This is a genomic window from Novosphingobium chloroacetimidivorans, from assembly GCF_014204535.1.
In the GTDB taxonomy this organism is placed as follows: Bacteria; Pseudomonadota; Alphaproteobacteria; order Sphingomonadales; family Sphingomonadaceae; genus Novosphingobium; species Novosphingobium chloroacetimidivorans.
This window is the reverse complement of record NZ_JACHLR010000005.1, coordinates 38,706-59,749: the sequence shown is the minus strand read 5'-3', so window position 1 is coordinate 59,749 and position 21,044 is coordinate 38,706. Positions and strand designations below refer to the sequence as shown.

The window sequence follows — 21,044 nt, the reverse complement described above, 5'->3', positions numbered from 1 at the left end:
CGGTCTCGCTCAGTCGGTCTCGGGCGGGAAGTGCGGTGCGGTGCTGGTCGGAGGCGGCAGGCTCTCCGCCTTCTTCTTGTCGCTGCGACGCTTCACGTACATCAGCGCCGCGGCCACCGCGGCCGAACCGATGGCAGCGCCCGCAGCAATGGCGGCGCGGCCGGCGAAGGAAGTGTCGGTGTCGTCTGCCATATCGATTATCCTACCAATTCGCGCACGTCGGTGAGGCGCCCGGTCACCGCGGCGGCGGCGGCCATGGCGGGGCTCATCAGGTGGGTGCGGCTGCCGGGGCCCTGACGACCGGTGAAGTTGCGGTTGCTGGTGGACGCACAGCGCTCGCCCGCAGGCACCTTGTCGGGATTCATCGCAAGGCACGCCGAGCAGCCCGGTTCGCGCCATTCGAGTCCCGCTTCGACGATGATCTTGTCCAGGCCCTCGGCTTCGGCCTGCTCCTTGACCAGGCCCGAGCCGGGGACGACGATCGCCCACTTCACGTGATCCGCCTTCTTGCGGCCTTTGAGCACGGCGGCCGCTGCGCGGATGTCCTCGATACGGCTATTGGTACAGCTGCCGATGAAGACGTTCTGCACTTCGACGTCGGTCAGCTTGGTGCCCGGCGTCAGGCCCATGTAGTCGAGGCTGACCTTCACCGCATCGCGCTTGGATGCGTCGGCGAAGTCCTCGGGCGCAGGCACGGTGCCGCCGATGGCCGAGGTGTCCTCGGGGCTGGTGCCCCAGGTCACGGTCGGCTGGATGTCCTCGGCGCGGATCACGACGGTCTTGTCGAACGTCGCGCCGGGATCGGTGGCGAGGCTCTTCCACCAGGCGACGGCCTTGTCCCAGTCCTCGCCGGTCGGCGCATAGGGACGGCCCTTGAGGTATGCGAAGGTCTTCTCGTCCGGCGCGATCAGGCCGGAGCGCGCGCCACCCTCGATCGCCATGTTGCAGACGGTCAGGCGGCCTTCGATCGACATTTCCTCGAATACATTGCCACGGTATTCGATGACATGGCCGGTTCCACCGCCCATGCCGGTGACGCCAATGATGTGCAGCACCACGTCCTTGGGCGTCACGCCGGGGCCGAGCTGGCCTTCGACGCGCACTTCCATGGTCTTGCTCTGCTTGAGCAGCAGCGTCTGGGTCGCGAGCACGTGCTCCACCTCGCTGGTGCCGATGCCGAAGGCGAGCGCACCCAGGCCGCCGTGCGAGGCGGTGTGGCTGTCCCCGCACACGATCGTCGCGCCGGGCAGCGAGAAGCCCTGCTCGGGGCCGACGACATGGACGATGCCTTGCTCGCGGTCGGTCGCATCGATGTAGCGGATGCCGAACTGCGGCGCATTTCTGCGCAGCGTGGCAAGCTGGTTGGCGCTTTCCAGGTCGGCGATCGGGATCGGGTTGCCGGCGGCATCCTTGCGCGGAGTCGTCGGCAGGTTATGATCCGGCACCGCAAGCGTCAGGTCGGGGCGACGCACGGAACGGCCGGCCATGCGCAGACCCTCGAAGGCCTGCGGGCTCGTCACTTCGTGAACGAGGTGGCGGTCGATATAGATGAGGCTGGTGCCATCGTCGCGCGTGTCGACGACATGAGCATCCCAGATCTTCTGGTAGAGAGTGCGCGGACCGTTTGTCATGATCTGCGGCGGTTAAGCCTGCCTGCCCGGCTTTTCAAGCATGAAGGCAAATGCCTGGGATCATGCCCCGCGACCATTTGTTACAGCATCTTACAATCGCGCGACCGTTCGTTTCACTGGCATTCATCTTCAGGAGCCGATTTTGCGCATCGGCGGACGCCGATCCGTCGCTCATCCGAAGGATGCATTCACGATGCGTAATGTCTCCAAGCTTCTCGTTCCCGCTCTCTTCGCCGGTGTCATGACGGCTTCGATGCCAGCCATGGCAGCGACCCACGCCGCGAAGCCGACCAAGACCCACAAGGTCAAGGCGGTTAAGGCCGAGAAGAAGCATGTGAGCAAGCCCGTCAAGGCGAGCTAATCGCGTATCCTCACCGGTTCTCCCGTCCCCCCTCGTCTGGGAGATCAAGAGTGCCCGGATCGCTTGACTGCGATCCGGGCGCTTTTGCGCCTTAGCCGCGACGGTTGTCACGATCGCGGCGCTCGGCGCGCAGGGCGACATGGATGCGGTCGACCCGGGCCTGCAGGGTGCGCGTCTCCGTGCGCGTCAGGCCATTGCGGGCATACTGCTGATACAGACGCTGTACCTGGATGGCGTCGCGCTTCAGGCTCGTAGCCTCGCGATTGGAGATCGTACGGCGCGCGAACGCACGGTCGATGTCGCGGTTGAGGCCGTTGATGTCGGCGCGGATGTTCGAGTTGCGCACGGGCGTGGCATGGCCGGCGTCGTGGCGGCCGTAGGCCTGGGCCTGCGCTGGGACGGCCATGGTGCCTGCACCCATGACGGCGATCAGGGCAGGGACGACGATCTTGGTGAGCTTGCGCATGGTACTTGGTCCTTCATGTTGACAGCGGCGGTCTGATCCGTCGCATTCAGATTTAAGCCTTCTAAACTGAACGGCGGGAAAATGGTTCGTCGCGCATGTGTGCGGATTTGTACGAAAGTGTCGCAGGCATTGTTCCTGGGGGCGGCTGACAAGTGCGACGAAGAGGCGTAGATGCGCGTCGCATGTCCTTGCTTGGCCCTACCTTGATCGTCCTGGCGACCGTTGCCGCGATGGAGTTTGTCGCCTGGTCGAGCCACAAGTACGTCATGCATGGTTTCGGGTGGGCCTGGCACCGCGACCACCACGAGCTGCACGACAAGCTGCTGGAGAAGAACGATCTCTACGCGGTGTTCGGCGCTGGGATCAGCATCGGTATGTTCGCTGTCGGTTCGCCCTTGGTGATGGGCGCGAGTGCATGGTGGCCTGGGACCTGGATCGGGCTCGGCGTGCTGATCTATGGCGTCATCTACACGCTGATCCACGATGGACTGGTGCATCAGCGCTACTTTCGATGGGTCCCCAAGCGCGGCTATGCCAAGCGGCTGGTCCAGGCGCACAAGCTGCACCATGCGACGATCGGCAAGGAAGGCGGGGTCAGCTTCGGCTTCGTCGTAGCGCGCGATCCGGCTGCGTTGAAGCGGGAGCTGAAGGCACAGCGTCAGAGCGGAATTGCCGTGTTGCGCGAGGCGGTCGAGGACTGATCCTGCCCGTTGGTTCATTCGGCTTCGTCAATCTCTGTTATCTGCCGAACTCGCTTCTAACTTAGCGCAAGTTCCAGTTAGGTTGGGCGCGAGCCTGACGTGAAGGAGAGAGACATGGACGCAGAGACCAGCGGCAGCCCGCTCCATGGGTGCCCGATGAAAGAGGGTACGGCCATGCGCAAGCTGCTCGGCCGCCACAACCGCGACTGGTGGCCCAACCAGCTCTCGCTCGAAATCCTGCCGCAGAAGGGCCTGACCGGCAGCCCCTACGGCGACGACTTCGACTATCGCGAGGCATTCAAGCAGCTCGACCTCGAAGCGGTGAAGCGCGACCTGCACGCGCTGATGACCGATAGCCAGCCCTGGTGGCCGGCCGACTATGGCCACTATGGCCCCTTCTTCATCCGCATGGCCTGGCACAGCGCCGGCACGTATCGCACCGGTGACGGTCGCGGCGGCGCCTCGTCCGGCTCGCAGCGATTCGCGCCGCTCAACTCCTGGCCGGACAACGGCAACCTCGACAAGGCGCGCCGCCTGCTCTGGCCAATCAAGCAGAAGTACGGCCGCAACTTGTCGTGGGCCGACCTGATGATCCTGGCCGGCAACGTCGCCATCGAGTCGATGGGCGGCCCGGTGTTCGGCTTCGGTGGCGGCCGGGCTGATGTGTTCGAGCCCGAGAAGGACATCTATTGGGGCACCGAGGAGGAGTGGCTCGGCCAGACCCGCATCGACGAGAAGGCCGGCCTGGCGCTGGAGAACCCGCTCGCCGCGATCCAGCTTGGCCTCATCTACGTGAACCCGGAAGGCCCGGGCGGTGAGCCCGATCCGGTCGGCTCGGCGCGCGACATCCGCGAGACCTTCTCGCGCATGGGCATGAACGACGAGGAAGTCGTGGCGCTGACCGCGGGCGGCCATACCTTCGGCAAGTGCCATGGCGCGGGCGATGCCAATCTCGTCGGCGCCGAGCCCGAGGGCGCGGACATCGCGCAGCAGGGCCTCGGCTGGCAGTCGGGCCACGAGAGCGGCATGGGCGATCACACGATCACCAGCGGCATCGAGGGCGCCTGGACGGCCAACCCGACCACCTGGGATAACGGCTACTTCGACAACCTGCTCAACCATGAGTACGAGTTGGAGAAGAGCCCGGCAGGTGCCTGGCAGTGGCACCCCGTCGGCAATCCCGTGGAAACGTTGGCGCCCAAGGCCCACACGCCGGGCGTAAAGGTGCCAACGATCATGACCACTGCCGATATTGCGATGAAGGTCGACCCGGACTATCGCAAGATTTCCGAGCGCTTCCACGCCAATCCCGATCAGTTCGCCGACGCTTTCGCCCGTGCCTGGTTCAAGCTGTGCCACCGCGACATGGGGCCAAAGGCACGCTACCTCGGCCCCGACGTTCCGGCCGAGGACCTGATCTGGCAGGATCCAATCCCCAAGGCGGATTATCAAACCATCGGCGCAGCCGATGTGGCGGTGCTGGAGGAGAAGATCCTCGCCTCTGGCCTCAGCGTGGCGGAGCTGGTCTCGGTGGCTTGGGCTTCGGCCTCGACCTACCGCAAGTCGGACCATCGCGGCGGCGCCAACGGCGGTCGCATCCGTCTGGAGCCGCAGCGCAGCTGGCACGTCAACGAGCCCGCCAAGCTGGAGAAGGTGCTCGCCGTCTACGAGCGGATCAAGGCGGCATTCGACACTGCGAGCAAGAAGGTGTCGATCGCCGACCTGATCGTCCTTGGCGGTGCCGTCGGCGTCGAGCAGGCGGCCAAGGCTGCGGGTTACACCGTGCCGGTCACCTTCACGCCAGGGCGCACCGACGCTTCGCAGGAGTGGACCGATCCCACGAACTTCGAGCCGCTCGAGCCCGAGGCGGACGGGTTCCGCAACTACCTGCCGACCCGCAAGAGCGTGCCGACGGAGGAACTGCTGGTCGACCGTGCCTCGCTGCTTGGGCTCAGTACGCCCGAGATGGCGGTCCTGGTGGGCGGCTTGCGCGTTCTCGGTGCCAACCACGGAGGCGTCAAGGAAGGCGTGCTGACCGACCGTCCGGGCCAGCTGACGAACGACTTCTTCGTCAACCTGCTTGACATGGGTACGGCGTGGAAGGTCGTCGACGAGAGCAGCGACCAGATCTTCGCCGGCACCATCCGCGCGACCGACGAGCAGAAGTGGACCGCCACGCGCACTGACTTGGCTTTCGGTTCCAACTCGCAGTTGCGGGCGGTGTCGGAAGTCTATGCCGGGGCGGATGCGGGCGAGCTGTTCGTGCGCGACTTCATCGCCGCCTGGACCAAGGTGATGAACGCCGACAGGTTCGACTTGGTGGCGTGAAGCAATCGTCGTCCCGGGCTTGACCCGGGAACGGTTCCGGAAGCGATGAACCTCTCGGGCAAGGCCAGCGAGGTCGTGACATGGCGAAACCGGTCCCGGGTCGAGCCCGGGACGACGCTAGTTCGGGAAGCCTTACTCCGCCCGCGTCCAGATCCACGGACCCAGCACCACCAGCACCACGACCGGGATCAACACCAGCGGCCAGCCAAGCGTGAAGTACACGAACGGCACGCTGGCGCTCATGGCCAGTAGCGCCGAGATCTTGCCCTTGCGGCTGATCGCCCTTCGATCCCGCCACGCCACAAGCTGAGGACCGTAGAGCCTGTGGGCATAGAGCTTGTCGGCCAGGTGCGGGTGGCTCTTGGAAAAGCACCACGCCGCCAGCAGGTAGAACACCACCGTCGGCAGCAGTGGCAGGAAGATGCCGACAGTCCCGACCGCTACGAAGACCCAGCCTCCCGCCGCCCACAGCAGCCGCATGCGGCCGAGCGCGGGCGTGGGAAACTCCGGCTCCTCGGCCGGCCCGCAATCTCCCGGTTCCTTATCCGGCGGCATAGCGCGCCGCGGTCTCGCGGATCAGCGCGATCATGTTCGGCACGCCCTGGGTGCGGTTGGATGAGAGCTGGTTGCGAAGATCGAACGGTTCGAGCTTCGCGGCGATATCGGTTTCGGCGACTTCGGCAGCGGGCCGGTCCTGCACCGCGGCCAGCACCAGCGAGACGATGCCCTTGGTGATCGCGGCATTGCTGTCCGCCAGGAAGTGCAGGGCGCCGTTGTCCGCCTTGGTGGGGTAGACCCAGACGCTGGCCGAACAGCCGCGCACCTTGGTGGCGTCCGTCTTCAGCGCATCGGGCATCGGATCAAGCTCGCGGCCGAGTTCGATCAGCATGCGATAGCGCTCGTCGCCATCAAGGAATTCGTACTCTTCGCGGATGTCGTCGAGGCTGCGCATGGGTCTGGCATTTAGGGCGAACCCGGATTGGAACAAGTCAAAACCCCCTGCCGTTCGTGTCGAGCGTAGTCGAGACACGTGAGCGCCAGGCCAGCGTGTCTCGACTACGCCCGACACGAACGGTGATGGAGTGGGTCGTTGCGTTACAAGCTTCCAACTGTCAGGTCCGACCGATGACCCAGAGCCACCCCTTCTACGACCTCCACCGCCACGGCTTCGTGCGCGTGGCGACCTCCACCCCAAAGGTCCGCACCGCAGACGTCGCCTACAACCGCGACGGCATCATTGCCGAGGCCAGGCGCGCGCATGAGGCCGGCGTCGACCTGGTGGTCTATCCCGAGCTGTGCCTGTCTTCCTACGCGATCGACGACCTGCACTTGCAACAAGCGATGATCGAAGCGGTCGAGGAGGCAATCGGTGACGTTGTAGAGGCCAGCAGAGGCCACTCGCCGGTCCTGCTGATCGGCGCCGCGTTGGCCGATCGGGGCCGCCTCTTCAACTGCGGCCTGGCGATCGCCGACGGCAAGCTGCTGGGCGTGGTGCCCAAGAGCTACCTGCCCAACTATCGCGAGTTCTACGAGAAGCGCTGGTTCACCAGTGGCATCGGCGTCACCGGCCGCACCATCCGTGTCGCTGGGCAGGAGGTGCCGTTCGGAACCGACCTCGTCTTCGCCTCCAACCTTCAGCGCGACTTCATCTTCCACATCGAGATCTGCGAGGACTTCTGGGCGCCCGCGCCGCCAAGCTCTCTGGGTGCGCTCGCCGGGGCGACGATCCTGTGCAACCTGTCGGCGTCGAACATCGTCATCGGCAAGGCGGACGACCGGCACCTGCTGTGCAGCTCGCAATCGGCGCGGACGTACTCGGCGTATGTCTACTCGGCGGGCGGCCATGGCGAGAGCACGACCGATCTCGCTTGGGATGGGCAGGGCGTCATCTACGAGCTGGGCGGGCTCTTGGCGGAGTCTGAGCGCTTCTCGCTCGAACCCGAACTGTGCATCGCCGATGTCGATTGCACCCGCATCGTCAATGACCGCCTGCGGCTGCCGACTTATGCCGATGCCGCCCGCGCGGCCGGCAACCCCGAGCAGGCGTTCCGCACGGTCTTCTTCGATCACCGGCCGGCCAGCGGTGACTTGGGCCTGCAGCGCCCGATGCGCCGCTTCCCCTTTGTGCCCGATCGTGCCGACAAGCTCGACGCCGATTGCTACGAGGCGTTCAACATCCAAGTCGACGGCCTGATGCGCCGGGTCGAGTCCGCGAAAGCCAAGAGCCTGATCATCGGCGTCTCGGGCGGCCTCGATTCCACCCACGCGCTGATCGTCATGGCCAAGACCTGCGACCGGCTCGGCATGCCGCGCAGCGCGATCCGGGGCTATACCATGCCCGGCTTCGGCACCAGCGAGGGCACCAAAAGCAACGCCTGGAAGCTGATGGACGCGCTCGGCATCACCGCCGAGGAGATCGACATCCGCCCCGCCGCGACGACGATGCTGAAGGACATCGGCCACCCGTTCGGCCGGGGCGAGAAAGTCTATGACGTCACTTTCGAGAACGTCCAGGCGGGCCTGCGCACCGACTACCTGTTCCGTCTCGCCAGCCAGCACTCAGGTTTCGTGGTCGGCACCGGCGACTTGTCGGAGCTGGCGCTGGGCTGGTGCACCTATGGCGTCGGCGACCATATGAGCCACTATGCGGTGAATGCCGGCGTGCCCAAGACGCTGATGCAGTACCTGATCCGCTGGACCGCCACGACCCAGGTGGACGACAGCACGCGCGATGTGCTGCTCTCGATCCTGGGCACCGAGATCTCGCCCGAACTGGTCCCGGCGGGTGAGGATGGCGAGATGCAGAGCACCGAGGACAAGATCGGACCATACGCACTCAACGACTTCTTCCTGCACCACGTGATGCGCTTCGGGCAGAAGCCGTCGAAGGTGGCGTTCCTGGCGTGGCATGCCTGGCACGATGCGGCGCGCGGCGAGTGGCCAGCCGGACTGCCGGAGGATGTCAGGGCGACGTATGACTTGCCCGTGATCGCCAAGTGGCTGGAGGAGTTCCTGAAGCGCTTCTTTGCATTCGCGCAATACAAGCGCTCGGCGATCCCCAACGGACCGAAGGTTTCGAGTGGCGGGGCGCTCAGCCCGCGCGGTGACTGGCGCGCACCGTCCGATGCGAGTGCGGAGGTGTGGCTGGAGGAGTTGCGGCGGGGCTTGCCTTCGAGCGGGTAAACGCGGCACAGGTGCCGGTTCCCGCTTCATTTTTCGTCATGCCCGCGAAGGCGGGAATCCAACTCCAGGTGGTTCCCTTTACGCGAGCTCAGGAGATGAATCCCCGCCTTCGGGGGCTTGACGAGAGTTTCACACCACCACCCATTTAAGAGCCAGCCTCGGCGTCCGCCCGGCTTTCAATCCCGCAGCGCTTCGATCTCGCGGGCCAGGCGGTCTCCGCCGCGTTCTTCGATGGCGATACGTTCCAGCACGGCAATTCGCTTCCTCAGCTGCTCGATCTCACGCTCCAGTTCCGGCTCGCGCGAGGGGGCGTTGTCGAGCGAAGTGCCCCCGCGGTGCTGCTGCGCGCGCACCCAGGCGAAGGCGAGGATCGCGACGATGGCGACTATGGCGCTCCAGAAACTCATGACCTCACATCCTTCCTGGCCGAGCGGCCTCAGTTGATCGCCTGATCGCGCTCGGTACGACGTTGTGCCTCGACTTCGCGGGTGTCGCGCAGCGCTTCGATCTGCAGTGCGGTGTCGTACCCGCCATCCGTGACGATGCGCTCCAGCACGCGTACGCGCTCCTCCAGTTCGCGGGAGTGCGAGGCGTATTGCGCCGCCTTTTCCGCCGTGGCCGCGATCTGGATCTCGGCCATCTTGCGCTGGTGCTTGGTCCACACGATGAAGCAGACCATCAGGAACGGCGCGAGTGGGATGAGCAGGGCGAGGATGTCTTCCATGTCGATCTATCCTTTTCGACGTGCTCAGCGCAGGCTGTCGATCTCGGCGGCGAGCCGCGCGTTGCTGGTGGAATAGCGCGCCTCGATCTCGGCGACGCGGCGGTCCATGTCGGACAGCTCGGAGCGATAGCGCCCCTTGCTGCGCGAGCGCTGCATGCGGCGCAGCAGGCGCTCTTCCTCGGCCTCGCTGTACAGTGCCATCGGTCGCTTGTTCGCCGCCAGCGCGGTCACGATGTAGATCGGGATGGTGATGAACGAGACGAACAGCGTGAGGAACACCGCCGCGATGCGCACCCATAGCGCATCGACCTGGGTGTAGTCCGCGATGCCGGCGCATACGCCGGCAAGCTTGGCGTTCGACTTGTCGAGATAGAATTGTCCGCGTGCCACTGTCCTGGTCCCCTTGCTTGTATTCGCCGTTACGATCAGTTCGATGTCGCGGCGGGCTTGTCGCCCATCTGGCGTTTCATCTCGGCCAGTTCCGCCTCGATGCTGTCTCCATTTTCGAGCGCGGCGATCTCATCGGCCAAGCTTGGCTGGCGGGCATCGCCCAGGCTCATCGACTCGGCGCGGCCCTCGGCATAGTCGACCCGGCGTTCCAGCTGGTCAAACCGCACCATGGCCTCGTCCACCCGCTCGCTGGAGAGCAGCGTGCGCAACTTGACCCGGTTCTCGGCGCTCTGCAGCCGCGCGGCGATGGAGGATTGGCGGGTGCGCGCCTCGCGCAGGCGGTTCTGGAGCTTTTCGATGTCAGCCTCGTAGGCGCGCAGCGCATCGTCGAGCACTTCGATCTCGGACTTGAGCTGGTCGGCCATGTCGGCGGCCTTCTTGCGCTCCAGCAGCGCGGCGCGGGCAAGGTCCTCGCGCTCCTTGCTCAGCGCCAGCTGTGCCTTGTCCGACCAGTCGGCCTGCAGCTTGTCGAGCTTGGCGACATGACGGCGCATCTCCTTCTGGTCGGCGATGGTGCGCGCGCTGGAGGTGCGAACCTCGACCAGCGTCTCCTCCATCTCGAGGATGATCAGGCGGATCATCTTGGCCGGATCCTCGGCCTTTTCGAGCAGGTCGTTGAAGTTGGCGGCGATGATGTCGCGCGTCCGGGAGAAGATGCCCATCGCAGGGGGTGCCTTTCTGATCGAGTGTCGGCCGGTCGTGAACGGCCGATCGCTTTGATTGTGATAGTACGCCCGCGGCCGGGTGGTCGTCGAGCCGGGTTCGTCCAACCCGTCGAGTGTGAGGAGCGGTGCCGGCAAAGCCTGCCGCTGCCCCCGCAGGTCCGCGATTTCCGCGTCGAGCCGGGTCATGCCAGCGCGATGCCCGGCGCACAGCGGCATGAGCTGGCGGCATAGGCCTTGGGCATGCCGATCTGGTCGGCCATGACAAGGAGGTTGAGCGTGCCCATGGCCAGCACGCTGGCCAGGATCGCGGCGTCCACCTTGGAGCGGGCGACCTTGCTTGCGGGTGCGTCGTTACGGAAAAACATGGGTTTCGTCCTTGCCTGAGCCTGAGCCTTGGTAGTGCCGGGATCATCGCAAGCGCCGTGCCAAACGGCGAGTAGCGCGGAATTGCTGCGATTTCCTCCGAGCGCACGGTCGCGCGCTACTTCCATCTTGCCAAGACTTGGGGAATATCGCTAACTTATGGCATGGAGCGAGACTTTCAGTTCATCGGCCAGTCCACCGCCTTTCTCGATGCCGTGGAGCGTGCGTCGCGCGCGGCTCTTGCCGGGCGCCCGGTGCTGGTCATCGGCGAGCGGGGCACAGGCAAGGAGCTGATCGCGCAGCGCCTGCATCACCTCAGCCCTCGTTGGGGGGAGCCGCTGGTCACGCTCAACTGCGCAGCGCTTCCCGAGACGCTGATCGAGGCCGAGCTTTTCGGCCACGAGGCGGGCGCCTTTACGGGAGCCACCCGCGCCCGCACCGGGCGGTTCGAGGAGGCCGACAAGGGCACCTTGTTCCTCGACGAACTCGGCACGCTCTCGATGGCCGCGCAGGAACGCTTGTTGCGCGCGGTGGAATATGGCGAGGTCACGCGCATCGGCTCTTCGCGGCCTTTGCAAGTCGATGTCCGGATCGTCGGTGCCACCAACGCCGATCTTCCTCGCGCTGCCGCCGAAGGCCGGTTCCGGGCCGACTTGCTCGATCGCCTCAGCTTCGAGGTGATCACGCTGCCGCCACTACGCGCGCGCGAGGGCGATGTCGCCGAACTCTCCCAATACTACGGCCGGCGCATGGCGACCGAGCTCGGCTGGGAGGGGTGGCCGGGCTTCACCCCCTCCGCCGCAGACGCGCTTGAAGCCTACGCCTGGCCGGGAAATGTGCGCGAATTGCGCAATGTCGTCGAACGCGCCGTCTATCGTTGGGACGACCAGGACCGCCCGATCGCGCGGATCATCTTCGATCCGTTCGAAAGCATCTGGGCTCCGAGGGAGGGCGTCGTCGATCCCGCGCCTGCATCTGCCACACCGGCTTCGTCCGCGCCGACAGCCACGCCGCCTGCCGACTTGCGCGCTGCGGTGGAGGAGCATGAACGCACGCTCATCGCCGCCGCGCTGGAGCAGCATCGTTGGAACCAGCGGCGCACCGCCTCGGCGCTAGGTCTCACTTACGATCAGCTGCGGCACTGCCTGCGCAAGCACGGGCTGATCGGCACGGGCTGATCGGCTCGGGCTGCCTGGCTTGGACCTGGCGGCTCAGCCTTCAACTTCGTCATAATCGCGAGGGCCGGATTCCCACGCCAGCGATTGATTTCATGCGAGCTCAGGAGCTGGACACCCTCGCCTCTAAAGAGTGACCGGCCGCTCGTCGCTGACCATGAAGTAGCCGACGGTTACCTTGCGGCCGGTCGAGGTGCCCTGAGGCAGGCTGATCAGGTCGTCAATTACCCGGCATGCCAGCCTGTGCCGGCCCGAGGGCAGGTCACGGTAAAGGAAGAGCGGGAAGGGCCGCTCGTAGATGTGCGTGGCATCGCTATAGAAATCGGCGGTGGTGGGGCTTCCGCCGTCGATGGTGCAGGCCAGCCGTCCGCCGTCGCGCACTTCTGCCTTGACGAGGCCGACGGTGGTTCCGGTGAACGTATAGGTGAAGCTGTCGCCCCGGTCGCAAGACAGCGCCGCCTCCATGTATCTGAGCGAGAGCGCGCCCGGCCGGCAGCCGGCGGCCGACGAACCCTTCTCCAATCGCGCACTATCGAGCTTGCTCTGGCCGATCAGTCTGGAGCCGGTCGCGCGCGGCTGCCTCGCCAGCGGGATGCTCGGGGCCATGGCATCGCGGATAGCCTCGAAGTAGCGTCGATGGCCCGCGTCATTTGGATGCACCACATCTACGAAAAAGTGCGTCACAGGAGTGCCGCCTTTCACCTTGGCCCAGATGCCGGCGGCCACGTCGATGTATTGCAAGCCTGCGTAGCTGGCCGCCGCGGCCGAGTCTTCCACCCAGCTTGCGCGGCGACCGGCGCGCCGGTCGGCCTCTTCGCGAACGTCCGTCGTCGACAGGTAGACGATTTTCACGCGCGGGTTCGCCTGGCGCAGCTTGTAGACGATTGCATCGATGTGCGCGAACAGGGCAGGGCGCTGGTTGCCGGCATCGTTGACCGCAAACTCGATAAACGCGAGGTCGGGCGCGAAGCCGGCCATGTCGTGGCTGGTGCGATAGGCCCCGAACTCCGATCCCGTGCCACCCAGCCCCGTGTTGCGTGCCTCGACGGTCTTGTAGTGGGTCCGCAACCAGCTCGTTAGCAGCCCGGCGTAGCTTTCTGCCGGTACGCTGGAAAAGGCGCCCTCCGTGATCGAGCCGCCGATGAAGGCGACCTTGAGTGAGTCGCTGTGGGGCGTGGGCGACAAAGCCGGCGTCGCCGTCGCTGAAGACAGGGTCGCTCGCGCATCGGTGGCTGCCGGGCTTTGCGATCCCGCGAGCACGAGGCAGGCGCTTGCTGCCAGTGCGCGGATATTCATGTCGGTCCCTGCATCGATCCAAGGTGTGGGGCCTCGCACAAACTCCCGCAAGGGCGTTTTGCTCTCTCGGCTGTCCGAGTCCCTTGAAGCTGCAAACCGGTCGCAACCATGCACTTGCTTTCGCTGGCACAGGAGACTACATAGCGCACATCCCGACATTGGTGATGCAAGATCGGGCTGGCGCCGCAAGGGGCTGGCGCGAAACTGCCTTGCCTGATGCCTGGGTCTGAAGTCCGGGCAGAATGCCTGACGAACTGGAGTTGTCTTTTGGTCGATATCGCGCGGATCACGGAGGTTGTTGAGCCTGAGGTGCAAGCCCTGGGTTTCGATCTCGTGCGCGTGCGCATCTTCGGCAAGAGCGAAGTGGGCGACGACGAGATCGCGCTGCAGATCATGGCCGAGAACCCGGCGACCGGTCAGCTGGTGCTCGACGACTGCGCCACCCTGTCGCGCCGCATCTCCGACAAGTTCGACGCATTGGAAGAAGCCGGCGAAACCCTGATCGAGGAGGCCTATCGCCTCGAGGTCAGCTCACCCGGCATCGACCGTCCGCTCACCCGTCCCAAGGACTGGGCGACCTGGACCGGGCACGAGGCCAAGGTGAACCTGATCGAATCCGTCGCCGAGAACCGCAAGGCGCTGCATGGCGATCTGGCGGGGATCGAGGGTGACTTGGTGCAGTTCGATGATCGCAAGTCTGGCCGGGTCACGTTCCCGCTCTCCAATGTGCAATCTGCTCGGCTGATCCTGACGGACAAGCTGATCGCCGCTACCCGCCCTCTCGCAGTCGAGGGCGCCGACGAAATTCTTGAGGAACAGGAAGACTAATCCCATGGCCAGTGCGATTTCCGCCAACCGCGCCGAGCTGATCGCGATCGCCAATTCGGTCGCGTCGGAAAAGATGATCGACAAGTCCATCGTCATCGAGGCGATGGAAGAGGCGATTCAGAAGTCGGCGCGCAACCGCTATGGTGCCGAGAACGACATCCGTGCCAAGCTCGATCCGCGCACCGGCGACCTGCGCCTGTGGCGCGTCGTCGAGGTGGTCGAGGAGGTTGAGGATTACTTCAAGCAGGTCGACCTTGCCCAGGCCCAGAAGCTGCAGAAGGACGCCAAGGTCGGTGACTTCATCGTCGATCCGCTGCCTCCGGTAGACCTGGGTCGCATCGATGCGCAGTCGGCCAAGCAGGTGATCTTCCAGAAGGTCCGCGACGCCGAGCGTGAGCGCCAGTACGAAGAGTTCAAGGACCGTGCGGGTGAGATCATCACCGGCGTGATCAAGTCGGTCGAGTTCGGCCACGTGATCGTCAATCTCGGACGCGCCGAAGGCGTGATCCGCCGTGACCAGCAAATCCCGCGCGAGGCCGCCCGCGTCGGCGAGCGTGTCCGCGCGATCGTGTTGAAGGTCGAGCGTCAGAACCGCGGGCCCCAGATCTTCCTCAGCCGCGCGCACCCCGAATTCATGAAGAAGCTGTTCGCGCAGGAAGTGCCCGAGATCTACGACGGCATCATCGAGATCAAGGCCGCCGCTCGCGACCCGGGTTCGCGCGCCAAGATCGGCGTGATCAGCCACGATCACTCGATCGACCCGGTCGGCGCCTGCGTCGGCATGAAGGGCAGCCGCGTCCAGGCCGTCGTGCAGGAACTGCAGGGCGAGAAGATCGACATCATCCCCTGGAGCGAGGACACCGCGACCTTCGTCGTCAACGGCCTTCAGCCCGCGACCGTCAGCCGCGTCGTCATCGACGAGGAAGAGAATCGCATCGAGGTGGTGGTGCCCGACGATCAGCTGTCGCTGGCGATCGGCCGGCGCGGCCAGAACGTGCGTCTCGCCAGCCAGCTGACCGGCTCGCAGATCGACATCATGACCGAGCAGGAAAGCTCGGAAAAGCGCCAGAAGGAATTCGTCGAGCGCTCCAAGATGTTCGAAGAAGAGCTCGACGTCGACGAGACGCTGTCTCAGCTGCTGGTCGCCGAAGGCTTCAGCGAGATGGAGGAAGTGGCCTACATCGATGTCGCCGAGCTCGCCAACATCGAAGGCTTCGACGAGGAACTGGCCGAAGAGCTGCAGAGCCGCGCCCAGGAAGCGCTGGAGCGTCGCGAGGAGGCCTATCGCGAACAGCGCCGTGCGCTGGGTGTCGAGGATGCTCTTGCCGAGCTGCCGCACCTGACCGAAGCGATGCTGGTCACGCTCGGCAAGGCGGGTCTGAAGACGCTCGACGACGTGGCCGACCTCGCCACCGACGAGCTGATCGCCAAGAAGCGCCAGGAGCAGAAGCGCCGCGACGGCACCGTCAATCGCCGCGCCCGCGACGAAGACAAGGGTGGCGTACTCGGCGAGTACGGCCTGAACGAAGAACAGGGCAACGAGATCATCATGGCCGCGCGCGCGCACTGGTTCGACGACGAGCCGGCTGCTGAACCGGCCCAAGCTGAGGAGGCCGCCGATGCGGAGTCCTCGCAATGATCGCCTAGGTTCCGACAACTCGGCTAATGGCCCGGAGAGGACGTGCATCCTCTCCGGCGAAGCGGCCCCGCGCGATGCGCTGATCCGGCTGGCGGTGTCCCCGCCCGGACCGGATGGTGCTTGCGTGGTGCTGCCGGATGTCCACGCGCGTGCCCCCGGGCGCGGCGCGTGGATCGGCGTGTCGCGGCAAGACCTTGAAAAAGCGCAGGCGAAGGGCAAACTAAAGGGCGCGCTGCTGCGAGCCTTTGGCAAGTCTCTCGACGGCACACCGCTCACCATCCCCGATGATCTGGCCGAGCGGATCGATACCGCCCTGGTGCGTGCCTTCACCGATCGGCTCGGCCTTGAGACCAAGTCGGGCCGGTTGCTGGTAGGATCCGACCGGATTGCCGAGAATGCGCGTAACGGCAAGGTGCGCTGGCTGGCCCATGCGGCCGATGCGGCGGAAGACGGCTCGCGCAAGCTGGACCAGGCCTGGCGCGTGGGCAGCGACGCGGAAGGAAGTGGCCTCAGAGGTACGGTGTTGCCACTGGACCGGGCGGCTCTGTCTGTGGCATTGGGCCGCGACAACGTCGTTCACCTGGCGCTGGCAGACGGCAAGGCGGCCGAGAGAGTCGCGGCGCCGCTGCAGCGCCTGCTGCATTTCCGAGGGCAGGCCGCGCAATCGGCCGAGACTGAGAATGATGGAGGCCAAGGGTCGGCGCAAGCCGAAACCGTGGTCGCAACGACGAATTGATTCGAAGGGCGAATAGAGACTTATGAGCGAGACCGACAACAAGCCGACCCTTGGCCGCAAGCCGCTTGGCATCAAGCGGTCGGTCGAGGCCGGCGAGGTCAAGCAGACCTTCAGCCACGGCCGGACCAACAAGGTCGTGGTCGAGGTAAAGCGCCGCAAGGTGCTGGGCCGCCCCGGCGAAACCGTCGAGACCAAGCCCGAGCCGGTCGTTGCCGCGCCCGAGCCGGCGCCCGCCGCTCCGCCGCCGCCGGCTCCGCCGGTCGCGCGCCGTCCCGCGCCTGCCGGTGAGACGCCGCAGGAGCGAGTGGCGCGCCTTCAGCGCGAGGCTGAGGAAGATCGCCTGCGCGTTGCGGAGGAAAGCCGCCGTCGCGAAGCCGAAGAGCGCGCCCGTGCTCTGGAGGAAGAGAGGCGCCGCGCCGAAGAGAACCGTCGTGCCGAGGCAGAGGCCGCCGCTGCGCCGGCACCTGCTCCTGCAGCACCCGAGCCGGTGGCCCAAGCCCCAGTCGAGGTCGAGGCAACTGCCCCCGTCGCAGCCTCGAGCGAGGCGCCGACCGCTGCTGCGCCGACTGCGCCCGAGCCGACCGCATCGGAACCGACGGCGCTTGCTTCGCAGCCCGCCGAGCCGGTTCAGCCGGAAGTCGTTCCCGCTCCGCGCCGGTTCACGCCGGTGCAGCGCCCCGAAGTGCGCCGCCCGGAACCGGCCGCAGCCGCGGCCAGCAGCGGAACCACCGCGGCTGGCACGTCCTCTGCGGCGGCCAAGCGGCCCGATGCCAAGAAGGGTCCGGGCACTCCACCGCCGGCGCCCGCACGTCCCGGCGATCGCAACAAGAACGCAGGTGGCGCCGATCGTCGCCAGTCCGGCAAGCTGACCGTCACCCGTGCGCTCAACGAGGACGAGGGCGCTCGCGCCCGGTCGCTCGCGGCGCTCAAGCGTGCCCGTGAGAAGGAGCGTCGCGCTCACTTCGGCGGACAGTCGCAGCAGCGTGAGAAGCAGGTCCGCGATGTCGTCGTGCCAGAAGCCATCACCGTTCAGGAACTGGCGAACCGCATGGCCGAGAAGGGTGCTGACCTCGTCAAGTCGCTCTTCAAGATGGGCATGATGGTCACCGTCAATCAGACGATCGACCAGGATACGGCCGAGCTGCTGGTGACCGAATTCGGCCACAACATCCAGCGCGTGTCGGAAAGCGACATCGACATCGACACCACCGAGGACGTGGATGCCGAGGAATCGCTGGTCACTCGCCCGCCGGTCGTCACCATCATGGGCCACGTCGACCACGGCAAGACGAGCTTGCTCGACGCGCTGCGCGGCACCGATGTGGTTCGCGGCGAAGCGGGCGGCATCACCCAGCACATGGGTGCATACCAGATCAAGACCAAGGGCGGCGATCTCGTCACCTTCCTCGACACCCCGGGCCACGCCGCCTTCACGCAGATGCGCATGCGCGGCGCCAACGTCACCGACATCGTGGTGCTGGTGGTTGCGGCCGACGACGGCATCATGCCGCAGACGGTGGAGGCGATCCGTCACACCAGGGCCGCCGGCGTGCCGATGATCGTGGCGATCAACAAGATCGACAAGCCCGAGGCCAATGCCCAGCGCGTCCGCGAGCGTCTGCTCGAGCACGAAGTGGTGGTCGAGGAGATGTCGGGCGACGTGCAGGACGTGGAAGTCTCCGCCAAGACCGGCGCGGGCCTCGACGAACTGGTCGAGAAGATCCTGCTCCAGGCGGAACTGCTCGAACTGCGCGCCAACCCGACCCGCGATGCCGAAGCCACCGTGATCGAGGCCAAGCTCGACAAGGGCAAGGGCCCACTGGCGACCGTACTGGTGAAGCGCGGCACGCTGAAGGTCGGCGACATCTTCGTCGTCGGCAGCGAAAGCGGCCGCGTGCGTGCCATGCTCGACGACAAGGGCCGCCAGGTGAAGGAAGCGCCGCCGGCGCTGCCGGTCGAGGTGCTGGGTCTGGGCGGCGTGCCGATGGCCGGGGACCTGCTGAGCGTGGTCGAGAGCGAACAGCGTGCCCGCGAAGTCTCTTCCTATCGCCAGGAGCAGGCGACCGCCAAGCGGACCGCGACCGCGCCCGCCAGCCTCGACACGATGTTCTCGGCACTCGCTGACAAGAAGAACGTCATCGAGTACCCGGTGGTCATCAAGGCCGACGTCCAAGGCTCGGTCGAGGCGATCAATCAGGCGCTGCACGCCTTGTCGAACGACGAGATCAAGGTGCGCGTGCTCAGCTCCGGCGTGGGTGCGATCACCGAGAGTGACGTGACCCTGGCGGCTGCCAGCGGCGCGCCGATCGTCGGCTTCAACGTCCGCCCGAACGCCAAGGCGCGCGAGCAGGTTGAGAAGACCAAGACGCCGATGATGTACTACGACATCATCTATGAGCTGACCGCCGAAGTCGCCAAGCAGATGGCCGGCATCTGGGGCCCGGAGCGTATCGAAACGGTCGTCGGCCGCGCCGAGGTCAAGCAGGTGTTCCCTGCCGGCAAGCGCGACAAGGCCGCCGGTCTGCTGGTGCAGGAAGGTTTCATCCGCAAGGGCATCCACGCCCGTCTCACCCGCAACGACGTCATTGTCTCGGCCACGCTCATCCAGTCCCTGCGTCGTTTCAAGGACGACGTGGACGAAGTGCGCGCGGGCATGGAGTGCGGCGTGGTCCTGGCCGACACCAACGACATTCGCGCTGGCGACCAGCTCGAAGTGTTCGAGGTCAGCCATCGCGATCGCACGGTCGGCTAATCGGCAGGGGGGCAGTCAAGCATGAGCTGCGGCTGCCCCACTCCGATCCTACGCAGCTTCGACGAGGCGCGGAGCAAGGCGTTCTATTGCGACTTCCTGGGCTTCACGCTTACTTTCGAGCATCGCTTCGAGGCCGATCTACCGCTGTATATGGGTGTGGAGCTGGGTTCGTGTCGTCTGCACTTGTCCGAGCATTACGGCGACGCCACCCCCGGCTCCGCGGTTCGCATCCCGGTAATGGACGTGGTCGGCTATGCCCGCGGCCTGCGGGCGAAAAACTTTGGGTGCGCTCGGCCAGGTCGGCCCAAGCAAGCACCTTGGGGCTCGCTTGAATTCACCGTCACCGACCCGGCGGGCAATCGCCTCACCTTCTATTCCGAAGCACCGCCACCATGACCCGCTACGTCGCCCTGTTCGGCAGTATTAACGTGGGCGGCAATCGGCTCAAGATGGCCGACTTGCGCTATGCCTTCGAGCGCGAGGAGTTCGAGGACGTGGAGACGGTCGTTGCCAGCGGCAACGTCCTGTTCTCGTTCGACGACCGACCCACCGATGGGCTGGAGGATCTGTTCGCCCACATGATGCGCGATCGTTTCGACATGAAGAGCTTCGTCGCCGTCCGCACGGCCGTTGAGATACGCGCTGCGATCGAGGACAATCCGTTCCGCATCGATGGTGCCGAGAACCTGGTCCACACGCACTTCCTGGCGCATCAGCCGAGCCAGGCGCAGTTCGATACGCTGCTGCGCGATCATGCGGGGCGTGGGCCCGAGCGGCTGGCGCTGGGCGATCGTGCGCTGTTCATCGATTTCGAGGACGGCGCAGGCAATACAAAGCTGAGCGGGCCGTTTCTGGCCAAGCGCCTGGGCTGCGACGGCACCGCGCGCAACATGCGCTCGTTGCAGCGCATCCTCGACAAGATGGCCTGAGCGCGCGCTCTGCAGGGTAGGTCCGTTGCGTCCAGCGCCGGGGCAGGGCGATGGAAGAGCGTTCCGGACGGCGGCGAAAAGCCGGCTCGCTCTGGGCTTTGAAGCCCCGCAACGGCACCGGTCAGGATCGCAGAAGGCAAAGGGACACCGTGCCTCCACCGATCCCGACAGGACGGTATCTCAGTTGGACGTGCGCGGCGATGATCGGCCGATCCCGCTGCATACGATTGCGACCGGAAGCGCTTCGTTTGTCGCGCGCGAATGGCGCTGCATGGCGTTCTCCTTGGCTTGGAATTTCGCTGGAATAACGCGCTGCGTCCAGCGGGGACCGCGTAATGAATTGTTGCAAAATGTCGCGGCTGCGCCACATGCAAGGACATCATGGCACGCCAGCAATCCACGCCCGAGCAGCACTCCGTTCGCCTCCTCAAGGTAGGCGAGCGCGTGCGGCACGTGCTGTCAGAGATCCTCACCCGGCAGCAGGTGCACGACAGCACCTTGAGCGCACATTCGGTCAGCGTCACCGAAGTGCGGATGTCGCCGGATCTGCGGTTGGCGACGGCTTACGTGAAGCCGTTGCTGGGTGAGGACGAGGAATCGGTGCTCACCGCGCTGCGCCAGAACACGGCGTACTTCCAGAAGGAAGTGGCGCGTCACCTTGGCCTCAAGTCCGCGGCCAAGCTCCGCTTCCGCATCGACGACACCTTCGAGGAGGCCGATCGGATCGAGCGCCTCTTGTCCGATCCGCGCGTCCGGCGCGATCTGGGCGATGTGGCTGACTGATTGCGCGGGAGGCCTGGCCTTCCTAGCTTGCCAC

The 21,044-nt window shown here is 65.7% G+C and carries 23 protein-coding genes; 12 read left to right on the top strand and 11 right to left on the bottom strand.

The features are described from left to right. Window positions 1-9 precede the first annotated feature (9 nt). Complete coding sequence (locus HNO88_RS07485) at window positions 10-192, bottom strand: hypothetical protein (protein WP_184243690.1); 183 nt, start codon at window positions 190-192, stop codon at window positions 10-12. Window positions 193-197: 5 nt separating this feature from the next. Further along, window positions 198-1,631 (bottom strand): 3-isopropylmalate dehydratase large subunit, encoded by a 1,434-nt coding sequence (gene leuC, locus HNO88_RS07480; RefSeq protein WP_184243688.1) that lies wholly within the window; start codon window positions 1,629-1,631, stop codon window positions 198-200. A gap of 40 nt (window positions 1,632-1,671) precedes the next feature. On the opposite strand from leuC, the gene HNO88_RS07475 reads away from it, so the two are divergent. Continuing rightward, the gene (locus tag HNO88_RS07475) at window positions 1,672-1,992 is read left to right on the top strand and encodes a hypothetical protein (protein WP_184243686.1); all 321 of its coding nucleotides are present in this window, start codon (window positions 1,672-1,674) and stop codon (window positions 1,990-1,992) included. Between the two features lie 91 nt (window positions 1,993-2,083). On the opposite strand, the gene HNO88_RS07470 is transcribed toward HNO88_RS07475, so the two are convergent. Beyond that, window positions 2,084-2,458, bottom strand: coding sequence for a hypothetical protein (locus HNO88_RS07470; RefSeq protein WP_184243684.1), 375 nt, complete (start codon window positions 2,456-2,458; stop codon window positions 2,084-2,086). A 182-nt stretch (window positions 2,459-2,640) separates the two neighbouring features. Here HNO88_RS07470 and HNO88_RS07465 point away from each other — a divergent pair, with 182 nt between their 5' ends. Both HNO88_RS07465 and katG read left to right on the top strand, forming a co-directional pair. Next, on the top strand, window positions 2,641-3,159 hold the full coding sequence (locus HNO88_RS07465) for a sterol desaturase family protein (RefSeq protein WP_184243682.1): 519 nt from the start codon (window positions 2,641-2,643) through the stop codon (window positions 3,157-3,159). Window positions 3,160-3,273: 114 nt separating this feature from the next. Further along, complete coding sequence (katG, locus tag HNO88_RS07460) at window positions 3,274-5,487, top strand: catalase/peroxidase HPI (protein WP_184243680.1); 2,214 nt, start codon at window positions 3,274-3,276, stop codon at window positions 5,485-5,487. A 132-nt stretch (window positions 5,488-5,619) separates the two neighbouring features. On the opposite strand, the gene HNO88_RS07455 is transcribed toward katG, so the two are convergent. Then, window positions 5,620-6,042, bottom strand: coding sequence for a YbaN family protein (locus HNO88_RS07455; protein ID WP_312857013.1), 423 nt, complete (start codon window positions 6,040-6,042; stop codon window positions 5,620-5,622). After that, the gene (locus tag HNO88_RS07450) at window positions 6,029-6,439 is read right to left on the bottom strand and encodes a SufE family protein (RefSeq protein ID WP_184243678.1); all 411 of its coding nucleotides are present in this window, start codon (window positions 6,437-6,439) and stop codon (window positions 6,029-6,031) included. The genes HNO88_RS07455 and HNO88_RS07450 overlap by 14 nt, the downstream gene beginning before the upstream one ends. Before the next feature lie 173 nt (window positions 6,440-6,612). Between HNO88_RS07450 and HNO88_RS07445 the strand changes: the two genes are divergently transcribed. Continuing rightward, window positions 6,613-8,670, top strand: coding sequence for an NAD(+) synthase (locus tag HNO88_RS07445; RefSeq protein ID WP_184243676.1), 2,058 nt, complete (start codon window positions 6,613-6,615; stop codon window positions 8,668-8,670). A 176-nt stretch (window positions 8,671-8,846) separates the two neighbouring features. Here HNO88_RS07445 and HNO88_RS07440 read toward each other — a convergent pair whose 3' ends face one another. The 5 genes from HNO88_RS07440 to HNO88_RS07420 are packed head-to-tail and all read right to left on the bottom strand — an operon-like array spanning window position 8,847 to window position 10,874. Continuing rightward, window positions 8,847-9,077 carry a hypothetical protein gene (locus HNO88_RS07440; RefSeq protein ID WP_184243674.1) on the bottom strand — a complete coding sequence of 77 codons (231 nt, stop codon included), beginning with the start codon at window positions 9,075-9,077 and terminating at the stop codon, window positions 8,847-8,849. A 29-nt stretch (window positions 9,078-9,106) separates the two neighbouring features. Continuing rightward, window positions 9,107-9,394: a hypothetical protein gene (locus tag HNO88_RS07435; RefSeq protein ID WP_184243673.1), complete on the bottom strand. Its 288-nt coding sequence runs from the start codon at window positions 9,392-9,394 to the stop codon at window positions 9,107-9,109. A 24-nt stretch (window positions 9,395-9,418) separates the two neighbouring features. Beyond that, on the bottom strand, window positions 9,419-9,784 hold the full coding sequence (locus HNO88_RS07430; RefSeq protein WP_184243671.1) for a PspC domain-containing protein: 366 nt from the start codon (window positions 9,782-9,784) through the stop codon (window positions 9,419-9,421). Between the two features lie 35 nt (window positions 9,785-9,819). Beyond that, complete coding sequence (gene pspA, locus HNO88_RS07425) at window positions 9,820-10,695, bottom strand: phage shock protein PspA (RefSeq protein ID WP_246381325.1); 876 nt, start codon at window positions 10,693-10,695, stop codon at window positions 9,820-9,822. After that, window positions 10,692-10,874, bottom strand: a complete 183-nt coding sequence (locus HNO88_RS07420; RefSeq protein WP_184243669.1) for a hypothetical protein — start codon at window positions 10,872-10,874, stop codon at window positions 10,692-10,694. Before HNO88_RS07420 ends, pspA begins: the two co-directional genes overlap by 4 nt. A gap of 162 nt (window positions 10,875-11,036) precedes the next feature. Here HNO88_RS07420 and pspF point away from each other — a divergent pair, with 162 nt between their 5' ends. Next, window positions 11,037-12,050 (top strand): phage shock protein operon transcriptional activator, encoded by a 1,014-nt coding sequence (gene pspF / locus HNO88_RS07415; protein WP_184243667.1) that lies wholly within the window; start codon window positions 11,037-11,039, stop codon window positions 12,048-12,050. Between the two features lie 123 nt (window positions 12,051-12,173). Here pspF and HNO88_RS07410 read toward each other — a convergent pair whose 3' ends face one another. Further along, window positions 12,174-13,343 (bottom strand): SGNH/GDSL hydrolase family protein, encoded by a 1,170-nt coding sequence (locus HNO88_RS07410; protein WP_184243665.1) that lies wholly within the window; start codon window positions 13,341-13,343, stop codon window positions 12,174-12,176. 267 nt (window positions 13,344-13,610) lie between these two features. Between HNO88_RS07410 and rimP the strand changes: the two genes are divergently transcribed. The 7 genes from rimP (at window position 13,611) to rbfA (ending at window position 21,010) form a co-directional block, all read left to right on the top strand. Then, window positions 13,611-14,171 (top strand): ribosome maturation protein RimP, encoded by a 561-nt coding sequence (rimP, locus tag HNO88_RS07405; protein WP_184243663.1) that lies wholly within the window; start codon window positions 13,611-13,613, stop codon window positions 14,169-14,171. A 4-nt stretch (window positions 14,172-14,175) separates the two neighbouring features. After that, on the top strand, window positions 14,176-15,810 hold the full coding sequence (gene nusA / locus HNO88_RS07400) for a transcription termination factor NusA (RefSeq protein ID WP_184243661.1): 1,635 nt from the start codon (window positions 14,176-14,178) through the stop codon (window positions 15,808-15,810). Continuing rightward, the gene (locus tag HNO88_RS07395; RefSeq protein ID WP_184243659.1) at window positions 15,791-16,546 is read left to right on the top strand and encodes a DUF448 domain-containing protein; all 756 of its coding nucleotides are present in this window, start codon (window positions 15,791-15,793) and stop codon (window positions 16,544-16,546) included. The genes nusA and HNO88_RS07395 overlap by 20 nt, the downstream gene beginning before the upstream one ends. A gap of 22 nt (window positions 16,547-16,568) precedes the next feature. After that, window positions 16,569-19,298 (top strand): translation initiation factor IF-2, encoded by a 2,730-nt coding sequence (infB, locus tag HNO88_RS07390; RefSeq protein WP_184243657.1) that lies wholly within the window; start codon window positions 16,569-16,571, stop codon window positions 19,296-19,298. A gap of 21 nt (window positions 19,299-19,319) precedes the next feature. After that, a complete protein-coding gene (locus HNO88_RS07385; RefSeq protein WP_184243655.1) occupies window positions 19,320-19,694 on the top strand; it encodes a glyoxalase superfamily protein in 375 nt (124 codons plus the stop codon). Beyond that, a complete protein-coding gene (locus HNO88_RS07380) occupies window positions 19,691-20,227 on the top strand; it encodes a DUF1697 domain-containing protein (RefSeq protein WP_184243653.1) in 537 nt (178 codons plus the stop codon). The genes HNO88_RS07385 and HNO88_RS07380 overlap by 4 nt, the downstream gene beginning before the upstream one ends. Before the next feature lie 381 nt (window positions 20,228-20,608). Next, window positions 20,609-21,010: a 30S ribosome-binding factor RbfA gene (rbfA, locus tag HNO88_RS07375; protein ID WP_184243652.1), complete on the top strand. Its 402-nt coding sequence runs from the start codon at window positions 20,609-20,611 to the stop codon at window positions 21,008-21,010. The last annotated feature ends 34 nt before the right edge of the window (window positions 21,011-21,044 follow it).